The sequence below is a fragment of the Pseudomonas sp. TE36184 genome (assembly GCF_054060055.1).
Window position 1 is genome coordinate 2,927,039 of the sequence record NZ_JBSSCU010000001.1, and the last position, 17,058, is coordinate 2,944,096.

The following is a 17,058-nucleotide window of genomic DNA, read 5'->3' on the forward strand; positions in this document are numbered from 1 at the left end:
ACGGTTCAACGGTTTTCCAGGCTTGCCGCGCGAGCATAAGGCAGAGCGCTTTCAGTGCCTTTCAAGGCCGATTCCTGTGCGTGTTGGCGCAGGTAGCCTGGAAGACGCTGATCCTGCCAGCCGGATTGCCCTTGAAGCACACCGTTCGCCATCGGGCCGGTAGTGTCGGAGCTTTCCTTGTAGCCTGCCAGTACGGCGGGGCCCTTGACTTGCGGGCCAGCCATGATCGGTTGCTGAGTCTGCTGGGCCAGTTCGGCACCGGCGATTTCGTCCTGGTTGTACAGGCGAACACCAGCCAGAACGGCAACAGTCACCGAAGCGGCCACTGCCAGGCGACCCAGGCTACGCCATGGCCCCCGCGCAGCTTTTGCCGGAACGGCTTCATCAGCCAGTGCAGCAGAAACGGCCGCAGCAATATCCAGACGAGGGATTAGAAGATCCTTGTGCATCACCGCCCGAGCGACTTGGTAACGAGACCAGGTATCACGGGTTTCGGCATCACCGAATGCATTGAGCACCCGACGAAGTTCCAGTTCATCCGCTTCGTTATCCATCACTGCGGACAGCGATTCCTGCAGGGCATCACGACTCATGGCGGTTCCTCTCTTGGCTGTCGCCGCTGTCTTTAGTTTTCCTGCAACAACGGTTGCAAGGCTTTATCGATGGCTTCCCGGGCCCGGAAAATCCGTGACCTTACAGTCCCCACCGGACACTGCATGACGCTCGCAATGTCTTCATAACTCAGACCATCGAATTCACGTAAAGTTAACGCCGTCCGTAAATCTTCTGGCAGTTGCTGAATAGTGCGATGAACGGTGCCTTCGATCTCGTCGCGCAGCAATGCACGCTCCGGCGACTCGAGATCTTTGAGGCCGTGATCACCATCGTAAAATTCTGCATCTTCCGAACTGACATCACTATCTGGTGGGCGGCGTCCGCGAGACACCAGATAGTTCTTCGCCGTGTTGATGGCGATGCGGTAGAGCCACGTGTAAAACGCGCTGTCACCGCGGAAATTGCCCAGCGCACGGTATGCCTTGATAAAGGCTTCCTGTGCAACGTCCTGCGCTTCATGGGTGTCGTGCACAAACCGCACGATCAACCCGAGAATTTTGTGCTGGTATTTCAGCACTAGCAGATCAAAAGCTCGCTTGTCGCCGCGTTGAACGCGCTCGACCAGCTGCTGATCCTCTTCCTGGGTTAGCATGAACACTCCTCGTTGTACTTGAAGGAGGCTTGCATAACTGAACGATCAGGCTTGCAAACATAGACTCGGACTTTCCGCAAAAGTTCTCCCCTCCAAGCAAGTTTCCGGCATGCACTGATTTGGCACACACGAAAAACGCAGCGCGGGCAATGCCGGCTGCGCGAATAATCTTGTCGCCGGTTTCCTGACGCGTCCAATGCTCCCGACGGGCCAATAAACTCAACGTTTTCCCAGCTTTCGGGCAACCTGCTATTGAGTCGGGGCTTATGCAAAAAGTTCCCACTTCAATAACCGGTCCATTTACCTTGGCCGTGCACCGTAATTTCACATTGCCACGAATGCGCGGCTATTGTGCCGCTCCCCCCCTCTATATACTAGTAGCCCGTGTGACCCTTTGATTCGCCGATCCAGGCGTCCTGTTTGCGCCAGCCCCTGTGGATCGCTTTTTGCGGAATCCTTCAAATGAGCCAACAGTTTCAACACGATGTCCTGGTGATCGGCAGCGGCGCAGCCGGCCTGAGCCTTGCGCTGACCCTCCCCAGCCACCTGCGCATTGCGGTGCTGAGCAAAGGCGACCTGGCCAATGGCTCGACATTCTGGGCCCAGGGCGGTGTTGCCGCCGTGCTGGACGACACCGACACAGTGCAGTCCCACGTCGAAGACACCCTCAACGCCGGCGGCGGCCTGTGCCACGAAGATGCGGTGCGCTTTACCGTCGAACATAGCCGCGAAGCCATTCAATGGCTGATCGACCAGGGCGTGCCGTTTACCCGTGACGATCACGCCGGCAGCGATGACGGCGGCTTCGAGTTCCACCTGACCCGCGAAGGCGGGCACAGCCATCGCCGCATCATCCACGCCGCCGACGCCACCGGGGCCGCGATCTTCAGGACCCTGCTCGAACAAGCCCGCCAACGCCCGAACATCGAACTGCTTGAGCAACGGGTCGCCGTCGACCTGATCACCGAGAAACGCCTGGGCCTGTCGGGCGAGCGCTGCCTCGGCGCCTATGTGCTCAACCGCAACAGCGGCGAAGTCGACACCTACGGCGCGCGCTTCACCATTCTCGCCTCGGGCGGCGCGGCCAAGGTCTACCTCTATACCAGCAACCCCGACGGTGCCTGTGGCGACGGCATCGCCATGGCCTGGCGCTCGGGCTGCCGGGTGGCCAACCTGGAGTTCAACCAGTTCCACCCCACCTGCCTGTATCACCCGCTGGCCAAGAGCTTCCTGATCACCGAAGCCCTGCGCGGCGAAGGCGCGCACCTGAAACTGCCGAATGGCGAGCGCTTCATGCAACGCTTCGACCCGCGCGCCGAACTGGCCCCGCGCGATATCGTCGCCCGCGCCATCGACCATGAAATGAAGCGCCTGGGCATCGACTGCGTCTACCTGGACATCAGCCACAAGCCCGAAGCGTTCATCAAGACTCACTTCCCGACGGTCTACGAGCGCTGCCTGGCCTTCAATATCGACATCACCAAAGGCCCGATCCCGGTGGTGCCGGCCGCGCACTACACCTGCGGCGGCGTGATGGTCGACCAACACGGGCGCACCGACGTGCCCGGCCTGTACGCGATCGGCGAAACCAGCTTCACCGGCCTGCACGGCGCCAACCGCATGGCCAGCAACTCGCTGCTCGAATGTTTCGTCTATGCGCGTTCGGCGGCGGCGGACATCCTTGAACAACTGCCGCAGATCCCCGTCCCGGCCGCCCTGCCCCGCTGGGACGCGAGCCAGGTGACCGATTCGGACGAAGACGTGATCATCGCCCACAACTGGGACGAACTGCGACGCTTCATGTGGGACTACGTAGGGATCGTGCGGACCAACAAACGCCTGCAACGCGCACAACACCGCGTGCGACTGTTGCTGGATGAGATCGACGAGTTCTACAGCAACTACAAAGTCAGCCGCGACCTGATCGAATTGCGCAACCTGGCCCAAGTGGCGGAGCTGATGATCCGCTCGGCCATGGAGCGCAAGGAAAGCCGGGGCCTGCATTACACCCTCGACTACCCGCAGATGCTGCCCGAGGCCCGCGATACTATTCTGGTGCCAACCACCTACGCCGACTGAACTTCAGGCGAACCCGCAGGCGCCGGTGTACATCGGCGGCCTGCGAATCCTTGGGCACACAGATCGACCGCACCGCCCATTCGCCCTGCACCCGATAGCGCAGCACCACGATCAACGGCAACGCCAGGCTGTCGGGACGCAGTTGCACGCGGTGCCAGCCGCGCGCTTCGCTCCACAACTGCCACCCGCTTTCGTCACGGCGCAGGCCGCGAATCGACGAACGGTGAGTCAGCCGGATATGGCGCGGGATAACCCAGGCGGCGTGAGCCAGGCACAGCAACAGGCCAAGGCTTGAATAAGGCAAATCGACAAGCAGCAGCGCACCCAGTGCGGACGACTGGGCCAGGAGATAGGCCGCCAGCAACAGCCGCGAGGCCTGCCAGCGGCATTCGAAGGCGGGATTACTTGGGCTGGACACGATCCAGGATCATCCGAACCATGCGCTGCAGCTCCGGGTCTTCCGATTCGGAGCGTTCCATGAACCAGCCGAACATGTCCTGATCTTCGCATTCCAGCAGGCGCACGTAACAGTTGCGATCCACCTCGTTAAGGGTCGAGTAAACCTCTCTGACGAATGGCACCAGCAACACGTCCAGCTCAAGCATGCCGCGACGGCTGTGCCAGTAGAGGCGATTGAGTTCTACATCTTCGACCATGGAACGCTCCTCAAATAGATTGCAAGTATACAGGCCCCAAGGCAGCGGAACAGTCGGCTTTGGTCGCCCCCTACAGAAACTATCCATTTGTCGGGCGCCCCTCTATGATGCACCTAGACTTTTTGACCTGCGATGACCCATGGCCGACTCTGCTTTCTTCTGCCCACTGACCCACGAAGGCGTTCTCGCCGTCCGCGGCGCCGACGCTGCCAAGTTCCTGCAGGGCCAACTCACCTGCAACCTCAACTACCTGAGCGACACCCAGGCCAGCCTCGGCGCGCGCTGCACGCAAAAAGGGCGCATGCAGTCGAGCTTTCGCATCCTGCTGCAAGGTGATGGCGTGCTCTTGGCCATGGCCACCGAGCTGCTGGAACCGCAACTGGCCGACCTGAAGAAATACGCGGTGTTCTCCAAATCCAAACTCACCGACGAAAGCGCCGCCTGGGCACGTTTCGGCCTGGCGAACGCGGATCAGGCCCTGGCGAGCCTGGGCCTGGAACTGCCGGCCGCGACCGACAGCGTCGTCCGCAGCGAACAATTGATCGCCATCCGCGTATCCCCTGGTCGCACCGAACTCTGGGCGCCCGCCGAGCAAGCCGAAGCCGTGCGCAGCCAATTGGCCGCGCAGTTGCAACCGGCTGACTTGAACGAATGGCTGCTGGGCCAGGTGCGCGCCGGTATCGGCCAGGTCATGCCGCAGACCCGCGAGCTGTTTATCCCGCAGATGCTCAACCTGCAGGCCGTGGGCGGCGTCAGTTTCAAGAAAGGCTGCTACACCGGCCAGGAAATCGTCGCGCGCATGCAATACCTCGGCAAACTCAAGCGTCGCCTGTACCGCCTGAGCCTGAATGCCGCTGAATTGCCCGAGCCCGGCACGCCGCTGTTTTCTCCCAGCCACAACAGCGCGATCGGCGAAGTGGTGATCGCGGCAAAAGCTGACCAAATGGTGGAACTTCTGGCGGTTCTGCAAGCCGAAGCAGCCGAGAGTGGTGATGTGCATTTAGGCACCCTCGAAGGTCCCGGTTTGCAACTACTTGACCTGCCCTACCAATTGGATCGTGATCGAGAGATCCAGCACTGATCGTCGCACCCCTTTGCAACACCTTAGAGAGCATGAATGAACGAGCTGGCGGAAAAAGTCCAACAGGCTTTGATTGCGGCCATCGACAACGATGACCTGGTTCTGCCGACATTACCGGAAGTGGCCCTGAGCATTCGTCAGGCCGCCGAAGACCCGGAAATCGGCATCAGCCACTTGAGCAAAGTGATCGGTCGCGACACCGCGCTGTCGGCGCGCTTGATCAAAGTGGTCAACAGCCCGTTGTTGCGGGCGACGCAGGAAGTCACCGACCTGCACACCGCCATCACCCGGCTGGGCACCAACTACAGCAGCAACCTGGCGATCGGCCTGGTGATGGAGCAGATCTTCCACGCCCGTTCCGAAGTGATCGAACAGAAAATGCGCGACGTCTGGCGCCGCAGCCTGGAAGTGGCGGGCGTCAGCTACGCGCTGTGCCGCAGCCACAGCCAGCTCAAGCCGGACCAGGCAGCGCTCGGAGGCCTGGTGCACCAGATCGGTGTGCTGCCGATCCTGACCTATGCCGAAGACCATTACGAGTTGCTCTCTGACCCGGTCAGCCTCAACCACATGATCGAGAAAAGCCACCCAATGCTCGGCGACAAACTCCTGCGTGGCTGGGACTTCCCGGAGATGCTGGTCAAGCTGCCGGGCCAATACCTGGACCTGGAACGCGACTCCGCCAGCCTCGACTATATCGACCTGGTGCAAGTCGCCGTGCTGTATTGCCATCGCGGCACCGCGCATCCACTGGCGGATGTACCGATCACCAACCTGCCGGCAGTCAAGAAACTGCGCCTGGACCTTTACAGCGACAGCGTGCGTGCGGAACTGGATGAAGCGCGGTCGATGTTCTACTGATCAACCGGCGACAAAACTGACGCGCACTTTCAAGCCCGTCGGTTCACCATCATGCAGGCTGATCTGGGCCAGATGCGCGCGACAGATTTCGCCGACAATCGCCAGGCCCAGACCGGAGCCCAGGCCCTGCTGACTGCGGCGATAGAAGCGTTCGAACACGCGGTCGCGCTCGTCCAGCGGAATGCCCGGGCCATCATCTTCCACTTCCAGCACCGCCGGTGCCGTCACGCGCAGGATCACATTGCCGCCAGGCGGCGTATGCGCCAGGGCGTTATCCACCAGGTTACTCAACAGCTCGTTGAGCAGCGTCGGTTCGCCGCGCAGCCACACCGGCTCGTCGGCTTCCAGCGCCAGCGCGACCCCACGCGCATGGGCCAACGGCGCCATGGCCATGCCCAGTTCGCGGGCCAGTTGGCTGAGGTCGAGCAATTGCGCCCCGCCTTCGGCAATCGCCCGGGCGCCGTTTTCGATGCGCGCCAAGGACAACAATTGATTGGCCAGATGGGTCAGGCGGTCGGTGCCTTGCGCGGCGGTTTCCAGGGTGCTGCGCCAGGTGGCCGGGTCTTCGGCGCGCAGGCCGAGTTCCAGGCGCGCCTTGAGCGCGGCCAGCGGCGTGCGCAGTTCGTGGGCCGCATCGGCGATAAACTGTGCCTGGCGCTCGAACTGGCCCCGCAGGCGTTCGGTGAAATGGTTGATGGAACGCACCAGCGGGCCGAACTCGAGCTGCACCTCGACCAGCGGCAACGGCCGCAGATCGTCGGGCTGGCGCTCTTCCACCGCCGTGCGCAAGCGCTCCAGCGGGCGCAACGCCGCGCTCACGGCAAACCACACCAGCAATAGCGCGCCGATGGCGAGCATGCCCAGGCGCAGCAAGGTGTCGGCCATCAGGCTGCGGGCCATGCTGACGCGGGCTTCATCGGTCTCGGCCACGCGGATTTCCGCCATGCCGTTCATGTTCGGTTCGGAAACCGCCTTGAGCAGGCTCACCACGCGCACGGCCTGGCCCTGGTACGTAGCGTTGTAAAACCGTGCCAATGCCGGGTAATCATCAGTGCGCGGCGTGCCAGGCGGCGGGCCGGGGAGGTTTTCGTAACCGGAAATCAGCTTCTGGTCGATGTCATTGACCTGGTAATAAATCCGCCCCGCGCTGTCGTAGGCAAAGGTGTCCAGGGCCACATACGGCACATTCGCGCTCAAGCTGCCGTCGACCTCGGTCAGGCCGGCGGCAATCGTGCGTGCCGAGGCCAGCAAGGTGCGGTCATAGGCGGTGTCGGCGGCTTCGCGGCCGTTCCAGTAGGCGCTCATGCCGCTGGCGACCATCAACAGCACCAGCAACAGCGCGAGGTTCCACAGCAGCCGCCAGCGCAGACTGCTGGGCTTATGCATCGCGCGCTTCCAGCAGGTAGCCGAGGCCACGGAAGGTGACGATGGCGATAGGCTGGCCGTCGAGTTTCTTGCGCAGGCGGTGTATGTAGATTTCGATCGCATCCGGGCTGGCTTCTTCGTCGAGGCCGAACACCTGGGCGGCCAGTTGCTCCTTGCTCATCACCCGGCCCGGGCGCGCGATCAGCGCTTCAAGCACGGCTTGCTCGCGGGACGTGAGGGTCAGCAGCTCGCCGCCGACCGTGAAGCGGCGGGTGTCGAGGTCGTAGACCAGCACGCCGCACGCCTGCTGGCGCTCGCCGCCGAGCACGCTGCGCCGCAACAGCGCCTTGACCCGCGCCTCCAGTTCCGTCAGCTCGAACGGCTTGGCCAGGTAATCGTCGGCGCCCAGGTTCAGGCCATGCACACGGTCTTTCACATCACTGCGCGCCGTCAGCATCAGCACCGGCAGATTTTTCCCACGCGCCCGCAAGCGCGCCAACACCTCGAAACCGTCCATGCGCGGCAAGCCCACATCGAGGATCGCCGCGGCGTATTCCTCACTGCCCAAGGCCAGGTCCGCGGCCACTCCGTCGTGCAGCACATCGACGGTCAGACCCGTGCTCTTGAGCGCCTGGGCGACACTTTCGGCCAGTTGCAAATGGTCTTCAACCAGGAGGACACGCATGGATTTCTACCTCATTCGGGGGTGGTCGGCGCCACGCTCTGCGAGGCAGTTTACAGGCGCGGCCTGGGCTGTGAAGCCCGAAAACATTGAAAGGCAACTGAAAGGTTAGTGAAAGCTTCACCCTTTAGCATCCAGCCACGGTAGGCCATGCCCGCCGAGCTGCCTGATCCGTAGCACCCGAAAAACGCCTCGAAGCGTTTTCGTCAAATAAGAACAATAACGGAGTACTCAACGATGCTGTCGACACAGCCCCAGGCTTGCACGCCTGTGCGTTTTTCCCGCCTGACCCAAACCGCCCTTGCCAGCGCCGCCACCCTTGCCGGCTTTTCGCCGCTAGCCCAAGCCGCCTTCTTCGAAGACAGCAGCGCGACCCTGGAAACCCGCAACATGTACTTCAACCGCGACTTTCGCGACGGCACCAGCGCCCAGCAATCCAAGCGCGACGAATGGGCCCAGGGCTTCATGCTCAACCTGCAATCGGGCTACACCGACGGCACCGTCGGCTTTGGCGTGGATGCGCTGGGCATGCTCGGCGTCAAGCTCGACTCCAGCCCCGACCGCACCGGCAGCGGCCTGCTGCCCACCCACGACGATGGCCGCGCCGCCAACGAGTATTCCAAGCTGGGCCTGACCGGCAAAGTGAAGATCTCCGCCACCGAACTGAAAGTCGGCGCGCTGATCCCCGAACTGCCGATCCTCAAGCCCAACGACGGCCGCATCCTGCCGCAAACCTTCAACGGTGGCCTGATCACCTCGAAAGAGTTCAAGAACCTGGTGTTCACCGGTGGCCGTCTCGACAAGGCCAAGGACCGCGACGACACCAACTACGAGGACATCGCCCTCAACAACAAGAACAGCCGTTTCCTCAGCGGCGCCACCGGCAAGCACTTCAATTTCGGCGGCGTGGACTACAAGTTCGCCGACAAGATCACCGGCAGCTATCACTTCGCCCAACTCGACGACGTGTACCGCCAGCACTTCCTCGGCCTGGTGGCTGCGCGCCCGATGGGCCCCGGCACCTTCGCCAGCGACCTGCGCCTGGCGATCAGCGACGACACCGGCGCCGCCCGCGGCGGCAAGATCGACAACACCTCCCTCAACGGCCTGTTCAGCTATGCCCTCAATGGCCATAAGCTCAGCGCCGGCTACCAGCACATGTCCGGCGACAGCGCGTTTCCGTATGTGGATGGCAGCGACCCGTACCTGGTCAACTTCGTGCAGATCAACGATTTTGCCGGCGCCGAGGAACGCTCCTGGCAGGCGCGCTACGACTATGACTTCGCCAAGCTGGGGATTCCCGGCCTGAGTTTCATGAGCCGTTACCTGTCGGGTGACCATATCAAGCTCAAGAACGGCGAGACCGGCAAGGAGTGGGAACGCAACAGCGAGATCAAGTACGTGGTGCAAAGCGGCACGTTCAAGGATGTCGCCGTGCGCCTGCGCAATGCGACCTATCGTTCCAACTATTCAGCGCGTGATGCGGATGAAGTACGCCTGCTGGTCAGTTACAGCGTCGCGCTCTGGTAAGCAGTGCCTGGTAATAGCCACTCATAACAACAACGATGGAGATAACCATGACCCTTTCATTGCGTAAATTCGCCCTCGCCGCCGGCTGCATGCTGTTCGCCGGCCAACTGCTGGCCGCCGACGAACCCAAGCGCCCGGAATGCATCGCCCCGGCCTCCCCTGGCGGTGGTTTTGACCTGACCTGCAAACTGGCGCAAAGCGCGCTGGTCAACCAGAAGCTGCTGAGCAAGCCGATGCGCGTGACCTACATGCCCGGTGGCGTGGGCGCAGTGGCCTACAACGCCGTGGTCGCACAGCGCCCTGCAGACGGCGGCACCCTGGTGGCCTGGTCCAGCGGTTCGCTGCTGAACCTGGCCCAGGGCAAGTTCGGGCGCTTCGATGAAAGCGCCGTGCGTTGGCTGGCAGCGGTCGGCACCAGCTACGGCGCCATCGCGGTGAAAAGCGATTCGCCTTACAAAAATCTCGACGACCTGGTGCAGGCGCTGAAGAAAGATCCGAGCAAAGTGGTCATCGGTTCCGGCGGCACCGTGGGTAGCCAGGACTGGATGCAAACCGCGCTGATCGCCAAGGCCGCCGGGATCAACCCGCGCGACCTGCGCTATGTGGCGCTGGAAGGTGGCGGTGAAATTGTCACCGCGCTGATGGGCAACCACATCCAGGTGGGCAGTACCGACATCTCCGATTCCATGCCCCATATCCAGAGTGGAGACATGCGCTTGCTCGCGGTGTTCTCCGAAGCGCGCCTGGACGAGCCGGAAATGAAGGATATTCCGACCGCCAGAGAGCAAGGCTACGACATCGTCTGGCCAGTGGTGCGCGGTTTCTACCTTGGGCCAAAAGTCAGCGATGCCGACTACGCCTGGTGGAAAGACGCCTTCGACAAACTGCTGGCCTCCGAAGACTTCGCCAAGCTGCGTGACCAGCGCGAGCTGTTCCCGTTCGCCATGACCGGCCCGGAGCTGGACACCTACGTGAAGAAGCAGGTAGCGGACTACAAAGTGCTGGCCAAAGAGTTCGGCCTGATCCAGTAATCGCCCCTCTGTCGCGCGGCCACGCCCTGCTGAAACAGGGGCGTGGCCCAGGAGTTCAACATGCTCTTACAACGCATATTCGCCGCCGCGCTGCTGCTGGCCTGCGCGGGCCTGGCCTTGATGGCCTGGCCCTACCAGGCGTCGTTTTCCTACGAACCCGTGGGGCCTCGGGCCTACCCGCTGCTGATGCTCGGGCTGATGAGCCTGGCGCTGATCTACATGCTGTTTCGCCCGCAGCCGACCAAACACACTGAGGAAGAACCCGCGCTGGACCGCGCCACCCTGATCAAGATCGGCATCTGCGTGGCGCTGTTGATCGTGTTTGCCGCCACCTTCGAATCCCTCGGTTTCATTCTCAGCAGCATGTTGATCGGCATTCCGATGGCACGGCTGTATGGCGGCCGCTGGTTGCCCGGTGCGGTGATCATCACCTTGATGAGCGTCGGCCTTTATCTGCTGTTCGATAAAGCCATGGATGTTCCGCTGCCCCTCGGCCTGCTCGACGTTCTGGAGAACTGATATGGATACTTTCGGCTATTTGGGCCAGGGCTTCGGCGTGGCACTGTCCCCCTACAACCTGGTGACCGCGCTGTGCGGCACCTTGATCGGCACCGTGGTCGGCCTGCTGCCGGGCCTGGGCCCGATCAACGGCGTGGCGCTGTTGATCCCCATCGCGTTCGCCCTGGGCCTGCCGCCGGAGTCGGCGTTGATCCTGCTGGCGGCCGTGTACCTGGGCTGCGAATACGGTGGGCGTATCAGCTCGATCCTGCTGAACATCCCGGGCGAAGCCTCCACCGTGATGACCACCCTCGACGGTTACCCGATGGCCCGTAAAGGCCTGGCCGGTGTGGCCTTGTCGTTGTCGGCGTGGAGTTCGTTCATCGGCGCGTTTATCGCCACCTGCGGCATGGTGCTGTTTGCCCCGCTGCTGGCCAAGTGGGCGATTGCCTTCGGCCCGGCGGAATATTTCGTACTGATGGTGTTCGCGATTGTCTGCCTCGGCGGCATGGCCGGCGATAAACCGCTGAAGACCTTCGTCGCGGCGCTGATCGGCCTGTTCCTGTCGGCGGTGGGCATCGACGCCAACAGCGGCGTGTACCGCTTTACCGGCGATAACATCCACCTGACCGACGGCATCCAGTTCGTGGTGTTGGTGCTGGGCCTGTTCTCCATCAGCGAAATCCTGTTGCTGCTGGAAAAAACCCACCGTGGCCAGGAAGCAGTGAAAGCCACCGGGCGGATGATGTTTAACCTGAAGGAAGCCTCGTCGGTATTTGTGGTGAACATCCGGTGCGGCCTGCTCGGTTTCATCATGGGCGTATTGCCCGGCGCTGGCGCGACGTTGGCGTCAGCCGTGGCCTACATGACCGAGAAACGCCTGGCCGGGGCCAGCGGTAAATTCGGGCAGGGTGACATGCGCGGTCTGGCGGCACCGGAAACCGCCATCGGCGCCTCCGCCTGCGGTGCGCTGGTGCCGATGCTGACCCTGGGCGTGCCGGGTTCGGGCACCACCGCGGTGATGATCGGCGCCCTGTCGCTGTACAACATCACGCCGGGCCCGCTGTTGTTCCAACAGCAACCGGATATCGTCTGGGGCCTGATCGCCTCGTTGTTCATCGCCAACATCATGCTGGTGATCCTCAACATCCCGATGATCCGCATCTTCACGCGCATCCTCGCCGTGCCGAACTGGGCGCTGGTGCCGGTGATCGCGATCATTACCGCGATCGGCGTGTACGCGGTTCACGCCACCACGTTCGATCTGTTCCTGATGATCGGTATCGGCATCTTCGGCTACATCCTGCGCAAGCTCGACTTCCCGCTGTCGCCGGTGTTGCTGGGCTTTATCCTCGGCGGCCTGATGGAGCAGAACCTGCGCCGCGCGCTGTCGATCTCCAACGGTGCGCTGGAGATCCTGTGGTCCAGCCCGATCACCTTCGGTGTCTGGGTATTGACCGCCGTGATGCTGCTGTTACCGCTGGCGCGCATCTACCGCAAACGTGCGTTGCAGCGTCGTGCCGTGGCCGATGTCTGAGGCCAGCTTTAAACACTGGTGGGGAACACCGCTGGTCGGCCTGGCCGGCGGTTACCTGGCCAGCCTGGTCGGCTGGCCGTTGCCGTATATGGTCGGTTCGCTACTGGCGATCATCCTCGTGCGTTGCCTCACGCCGTGGCAGTTGGCGGAGATTCCCGGCGGGCGCAAAGGCGGCCAATGGGTGGTGGGCATCGGCATCGGCCTGCACTTCACTCCGCTGGTGATCGAACAGGTGATGAGCCACTTCGGTTTGATCTTCTTCGGCGCGCTGGTCACCAGCCTGTCGAGCGTGGTCGGCGTGTGGTTGATGCGCCGCAGCGGCGAAGACCGCGCCACCGCGTTTTTCTCCAGCATGCCCGGCGGTTCCGGCGAGATGGTCAACCTCGGCGCGCGCAATGGCGCGGTGCTCAGCCGGGTCGCGGCGGGGCAAAGCCTGCGGGTGTTGGTGGTGGTGCTGTGCGTACCGGCGATCTTCAAGTACGTGCTGGACGGTGGCGCGCCGCAGTTTCATCCCGCCCCGGTGAGCTGGGCCTGGCTGGCGCTGCTGTTTCCCGCCGGTGCGCTGGTGGCCTGGGGCTGGCAGCGCTTGCGTCAGCCGAACCCGTGGCTGTTCGGGCCCCTGTTGGTCAGTGCCACCGCCAGTGTGGCGTGGGACCTGCACATAGGCCTGCCCGACGGCGGCAGCCAGATCGGCCAGTGGCTGATCGGCAGCGGGTTGGGCTGCCACTTCAATCGTCAGTTCTTCCGCAGTGCGCCGTCGTTCATGGCGCGCACCTTGATCGGCACCGCCTTGACCATGGTGCTGGCGACGCTGGCCGCCGTGGGCTTGAGTGCGATGACCCAACTGGACCTGCGCTCATTGACCCTGGGCATGATGCCAGGCGGCATTGCCGAGATGAGTTTGACCGCGGAAACCCTGCAACTGTCGGTGCCGTTGGTGACGGCAATGCAGGTGATGCGCTTGTTGTTCGTGTTGTTTCTGGCGGAGCCGTTGTTCAGGCATTGGAACCGCCAAACCTGATTACCTTCAAGAAGGAATCCTTCATAGATCACTACCGCTCATCCGAACTGTCAACCTTTACAGCTAGCGGCATTCACACGTCCAAGCCTTCAATCAATGGTGTGCAAGAGCGCCCCTGAGGATTGTGATCATGGTGCCACCTCCCCCTTTAATCATCGACGAGCCCGCAGCCATCATCAACACGGTGGCTGTGCAGGGCTCCCCCAATCGGCTTGTGCTCAACACAGACGGCACGCGCCTGTATGTTGCCAGCGCTACCCTCCCCCAGGGTATTACGGTCATCGACACGGCGAGCTTCAGCGTTCTGACCACGATTATCGATGTGGGCTCGCCGATTTGGCTCGCCATGCATCCCGCCGAGCAACGCCTCTATGTCAGCGATAATAGCCAGGCAGGCGATACGCCGATCAGAGTGATCGACACATCGACCGATACCGTCATTGATCACATCAAGGGGTTCACAACCGTCAATGGCATGGCGCTGAACTCTACTGGTGTGCGCCTGTATGTGGCTGACCATGGCGCTTCGGAGGTGGTGGTGATCAATACCGCCAACCATCAGCGCATTGCCGCCACCGCAGTGGGCTTGCCCCGGGAAATTGCAATAGCACCCGGCAACGCTCGCTCGCACGTTGCCTCGGATTTCGATGGATGGACCAGCATCAACCTGGGCACCAACAGAATCGTTACCCAAACCCCTACCGTTGCCGGCGAACCCACCACCATTGCCCACGCTCGCTTCAACGCACGCGTCTACATCACCTACCGTGACCGTGGTGAACTGTATATCGGCGACACTTCCACCACACAGGCCAGCACCGTACTGGGCGGTTTGCTGAGCCCCTATCAGGTGGCGTTTCACACGATGCTCGAATTCGCCTACGTCACGGAAACCGACGGCGACCGGGTGAGTGTCCTCAATACCCGTACTCAGGCGATAACCGGCTCGATCCAAGGCTTCAACAAACCGCGCGGGATCGTCGTGGCGCCCAACGGTAGGACCGCATACGTGGCGAATATTGGCAACGCCACGGTGTCGCAAGTCAGGTTGTGAGACGACGCAGTCGGGCTTATAGCGCCGGCAACCGCCACTCAATCGGCGTCTCGCCATTCTGCTCAAGAAACTTGTTGGTGCGGCTGAAATGCCCGCAGCCCAGAAACCCGCGATACGCCGACAACGGCGACGGGTGGACCGACGTCAGCACCAGATGCTTGGTCGCATCGATCAGCTTCTGCTTGCTCTGTGCATGCGCGCCCCACAGCAGGAACACCAGATGCGGCTGGTGCTCGCTGACGACTTCGATGATCCGATCGGTAAAAAACTGCCAGCCCTTGCCCGCATGGGCGTTGGCGTTGGCGCGTTCCACGGTCATGGTGGTGTTGAGCAGCAATACGCCCTGGTCGGCCCAGCTTTGCAGGCAACCGTGGTTGGGGATGTCGATATTCAGGTCGCGCTTGAGCTCTTTATAGATATTGACCAGCGACGGCGGCGCCGGCACGCCCGGTTGCACCGAGAAGCACAGACCGTGGGCCTGGCCGGGGCCGTGGTAGGGGTCCTGGCCGAGGATCACCACCTTGACCTTGTCCAGCGGCGTGGAATTGAGCGCGTTGAAGATCAGCGGGCCAGGCGGGTAGATCTCCTTGCCGGCCGCGTGTTCCTGGCGCAGGAACTCACGCAACTGGGCCATGTAGGGCTGCTCGAACTCATCGCGCAGGGCGTGTTTCCAGCTGGGTTCGAGTTTGATACGGTCGCCTTCGCTCATGATTGACTGGTCTTGTAAAAAAGAATGAGGCGAACCCTAGGAAAGCCGACCCCGCTTGTCAATTGATCTGACACACAACCGGCACTTTCCCATGAAGGGATCATACTCAACCTTCACCTTCCCGATTGAGGTCACGATGAACCTGCACTTCGAAGAGCTGACCGGCAGCGGCGGCGCGCGCATCGGCATCGCCAGCCTGGACGCCGAAAAGGCCCTCAACGCCCTCTCCCTGCCGATGATCCTGGCCCTGGGCGATCGCCTGGACGCCTGGGCCAAAGACCCGAACATCGTCTGCGTGCTGTTGCGCGGCAAGGGCCCCAAGGCATTTTGCGCCGGCGGCGAAGTGCGCAGCCTGGCCATGGCCTGCCGTGAACAACCCGGCGTCGTGCCGGAGCTGGCCGCGCAGTTTTTTGCCGCGGAATATCGCCTCGACTATCGCCTGCACACCTACCCCAAACCGTTGATCTGCTGGGGCCACGGCTATGTGCTGGGCGGCGGCATGGGCCTGCTGCAAAGCGCCTCGGTGCGTATCGTCACCCCCAGCAGCCGCTTGGCCATGCCCGAGATCAGCATCGGCCTGTACCCGGATGTGGGCGCCAGTTGGTTCCTGTCACGCATGCCGGGCAAACTGGGGTTGTTCCTTGGCCTGACCGGCGCGCACATCAACGGCCGCGACGCGCTCGATTTGGGCCTGGCCGACCGCTTCATGCGCGACGACCAGCAAGACGAACTGCTCGAAGGCCTGCTGCAACTGAACTGGCAGGAACAGACCGCGATGCAGCTCAACAGCCTGCTCAAGGCCTTGGCCCAGGAAGCCATCGACCAGCAACCCGAAGCGCAATGGCTACCACGCCGGGCGCAGATCGATGAGTGGCTGGATGTCAGTGACGTGCGCAGTGCCTGGCGGGCCTTGTGCCCGTTGCGCGAGCACGCCGACCCGTTGCTCAGCCGCGCCGGCAAGACCCTCAGCGAAGGCTGCCCGCTGACCGCGCACCTGGTGTGGGAACAGCTCCAGCGCGCCCGCCACCTGTCGCTGGCCGAGGTGTTCCAGATGGAATACACCCTGAGCCTCAATTGCTGCCGCCACCCGGAATTCAGCGAAGGGGTCCGCGCGCGGTTGATCGACAAAGACCAGCAGCCTCATTGGCATTGGCCGGATATCAATGCCATTCCGCAGGCCGTGGTGCAGGCGCATTTCAACAAAGCCTGGGAAGGCCGCCATCCGCTCGCGGATTTTTCCTACTTTTGACAGTCAGTTTTTTGGCTTTTTAACCGTGAATGCACAATTGTCCGGCTGACTGTCCTGGCAGATATACACCGGCAGGCCGAAGGGGTCGCTGGCAAGGTGCCAATGCAAAGTACCGGTCAGCGACATCGTCTCCACCTCTGCCGATTTGCCGTACCGCAAGTCCACTCTCTGACCGTCACCGGTCAGGTAGCTGCACTTGTCTACATAGCCGTTTTCCCGATCCTGTGCCTTGCCCGGGGTAAAAATGGCGCCAATGAATTGGTCGACAAAGTCCCGATAGCCGATCTTCGGGCTTTGCCAGACGAGTGTTCCTACCGTCGCCTGGAAGTAGCCATCGACATACTTGATTGCCGAGGGATAAGGGCAGCCTTGGTCCGCTTGCACGTGTGCAACGCCGCCGACCATGAGGAGTAAAACGCACATCAATTGTCTGATCATCGGGGGTTCCTTCGCTCACTGGGCGGTCAAAGAGGCGCAACGGCCGCTCCCAGTTGAATGCAC

18 protein-coding genes are annotated in these 17,058 nt (G+C 62.1%); 10 read left to right on the forward strand and 8 right to left on the reverse strand.

The features are described 5' to 3' along the window. Positions 1-5 precede the first annotated feature (5 nt). Positions 6-593 carry a sigma-E factor negative regulatory protein gene (locus ACVWZP_RS13050; RefSeq protein WP_046384370.1) on the reverse strand — a complete coding sequence of 196 codons (588 nt, stop codon included), beginning with the start codon at positions 591-593 and terminating at the stop codon, positions 6-8. 32 nt (positions 594-625) lie between these two features. Then, positions 626-1,207 carry an RNA polymerase sigma factor RpoE gene (gene rpoE / locus ACVWZP_RS13055; protein WP_003172477.1) on the reverse strand — a complete coding sequence of 194 codons (582 nt, stop codon included), beginning with the start codon at positions 1,205-1,207 and terminating at the stop codon, positions 626-628. 462 nt (positions 1,208-1,669) lie between these two features. Here rpoE and nadB point away from each other — a divergent pair, with 462 nt between their 5' ends. After that, positions 1,670-3,286: an L-aspartate oxidase gene (nadB, locus tag ACVWZP_RS13060; protein ID WP_017844910.1), complete on the forward strand. Its 1,617-nt coding sequence runs from the start codon at positions 1,670-1,672 to the stop codon at positions 3,284-3,286. On the opposite strand, the gene ACVWZP_RS13065 is transcribed toward nadB, so the two are convergent. After that, positions 3,255-3,704 carry a protein YgfX gene (locus ACVWZP_RS13065; protein ID WP_017844909.1) on the reverse strand — a complete coding sequence of 150 codons (450 nt, stop codon included), beginning with the start codon at positions 3,702-3,704 and terminating at the stop codon, positions 3,255-3,257. The genes nadB and ACVWZP_RS13065 overlap by 32 nt on opposite strands. Further along, positions 3,688-3,942 (reverse strand): FAD assembly factor SdhE, encoded by a 255-nt coding sequence (locus tag ACVWZP_RS13070; RefSeq protein WP_046384372.1) that lies wholly within the window; start codon positions 3,940-3,942, stop codon positions 3,688-3,690. The genes ACVWZP_RS13065 and ACVWZP_RS13070 overlap by 17 nt, the downstream gene beginning before the upstream one ends. Positions 3,943-4,081: 139 nt before the next feature. Between ACVWZP_RS13070 and ygfZ the strand changes: the two genes are divergently transcribed. After that, positions 4,082-5,023: a CAF17-like 4Fe-4S cluster assembly/insertion protein YgfZ gene (gene ygfZ / locus ACVWZP_RS13075; protein WP_457369841.1), complete on the forward strand. Its 942-nt coding sequence runs from the start codon at positions 4,082-4,084 to the stop codon at positions 5,021-5,023. 36 nt (positions 5,024-5,059) lie between these two features. Then, positions 5,060-5,881: an HDOD domain-containing protein gene (locus tag ACVWZP_RS13080; RefSeq protein ID WP_017844907.1), complete on the forward strand. Its 822-nt coding sequence runs from the start codon at positions 5,060-5,062 to the stop codon at positions 5,879-5,881. On the opposite strand, the gene ACVWZP_RS13085 is transcribed toward ACVWZP_RS13080, so the two are convergent. Next, complete coding sequence (locus tag ACVWZP_RS13085; RefSeq protein ID WP_017844906.1) at positions 5,882-7,267, reverse strand: sensor histidine kinase; 1,386 nt, start codon at positions 7,265-7,267, stop codon at positions 5,882-5,884. It abuts the gene before it with no gap. Next, entirely contained in the window at positions 7,260-7,931 is a 672-nt protein-coding gene (locus ACVWZP_RS13090; protein WP_017844905.1) for a response regulator, read from the reverse strand. The genes ACVWZP_RS13085 and ACVWZP_RS13090 overlap by 8 nt, the downstream gene beginning before the upstream one ends. 234 nt (positions 7,932-8,165) lie before the next feature. On the opposite strand from ACVWZP_RS13090, the gene ACVWZP_RS13095 reads away from it, so the two are divergent. The 6 genes from ACVWZP_RS13095 (at position 8,166) to ACVWZP_RS13120 (ending at position 14,599) form a co-directional block, all read left to right on the forward strand. After that, a complete protein-coding gene (locus ACVWZP_RS13095; RefSeq protein ID WP_424801314.1) occupies positions 8,166-9,458 on the forward strand; it encodes an OprD family porin in 1,293 nt (430 codons plus the stop codon). Between the two features lie 41 nt (positions 9,459-9,499). Continuing rightward, a complete protein-coding gene (locus ACVWZP_RS13100; RefSeq protein WP_164887021.1) occupies positions 9,500-10,489 on the forward strand; it encodes a Bug family tripartite tricarboxylate transporter substrate binding protein in 990 nt (329 codons plus the stop codon). A gap of 60 nt (positions 10,490-10,549) precedes the next feature. Continuing rightward, positions 10,550-11,008, forward strand: coding sequence for a tripartite tricarboxylate transporter TctB family protein (locus ACVWZP_RS13105; protein ID WP_046384376.1), 459 nt, complete (start codon positions 10,550-10,552; stop codon positions 11,006-11,008). A gap of 1 nt (position 11,009) precedes the next feature. Beyond that, positions 11,010-12,524, forward strand: a complete 1,515-nt coding sequence (locus ACVWZP_RS13110; protein WP_046384377.1) for a tripartite tricarboxylate transporter permease — start codon at positions 11,010-11,012, stop codon at positions 12,522-12,524. After that, positions 12,517-13,545, forward strand: a complete 1,029-nt coding sequence (locus ACVWZP_RS13115) for an AbrB family transcriptional regulator (protein ID WP_457369842.1) — start codon at positions 12,517-12,519, stop codon at positions 13,543-13,545. The genes ACVWZP_RS13110 and ACVWZP_RS13115 overlap by 8 nt, the downstream gene beginning before the upstream one ends. A 130-nt stretch (positions 13,546-13,675) precedes the next feature. Then, positions 13,676-14,599 (forward strand): YncE family protein, encoded by a 924-nt coding sequence (locus tag ACVWZP_RS13120; RefSeq protein ID WP_046384378.1) that lies wholly within the window; start codon positions 13,676-13,678, stop codon positions 14,597-14,599. A 16-nt stretch (positions 14,600-14,615) separates the two neighbouring features. Here ACVWZP_RS13120 and ung read toward each other — a convergent pair whose 3' ends face one another. Beyond that, on the reverse strand, positions 14,616-15,308 hold the full coding sequence (gene ung / locus ACVWZP_RS13125) for a uracil-DNA glycosylase (protein WP_046384379.1): 693 nt from the start codon (positions 15,306-15,308) through the stop codon (positions 14,616-14,618). Positions 15,309-15,444: 136 nt separating this feature from the next. Between ung and ACVWZP_RS13130 the strand changes: the two genes are divergently transcribed. Beyond that, the gene (locus ACVWZP_RS13130; RefSeq protein ID WP_457369843.1) at positions 15,445-16,557 is read left to right on the forward strand and encodes an enoyl-CoA hydratase/isomerase family protein; all 1,113 of its coding nucleotides are present in this window, start codon (positions 15,445-15,447) and stop codon (positions 16,555-16,557) included. Positions 16,558-16,560: 3 nt separating this feature from the next. On the opposite strand, the gene ACVWZP_RS13135 is transcribed toward ACVWZP_RS13130, so the two are convergent. Next, positions 16,561-16,995 (reverse strand): DUF3757 domain-containing protein, encoded by a 435-nt coding sequence (locus ACVWZP_RS13135; protein ID WP_457369844.1) that lies wholly within the window; start codon positions 16,993-16,995, stop codon positions 16,561-16,563. Positions 16,996-17,058: the final 63 nt, after the last annotated feature.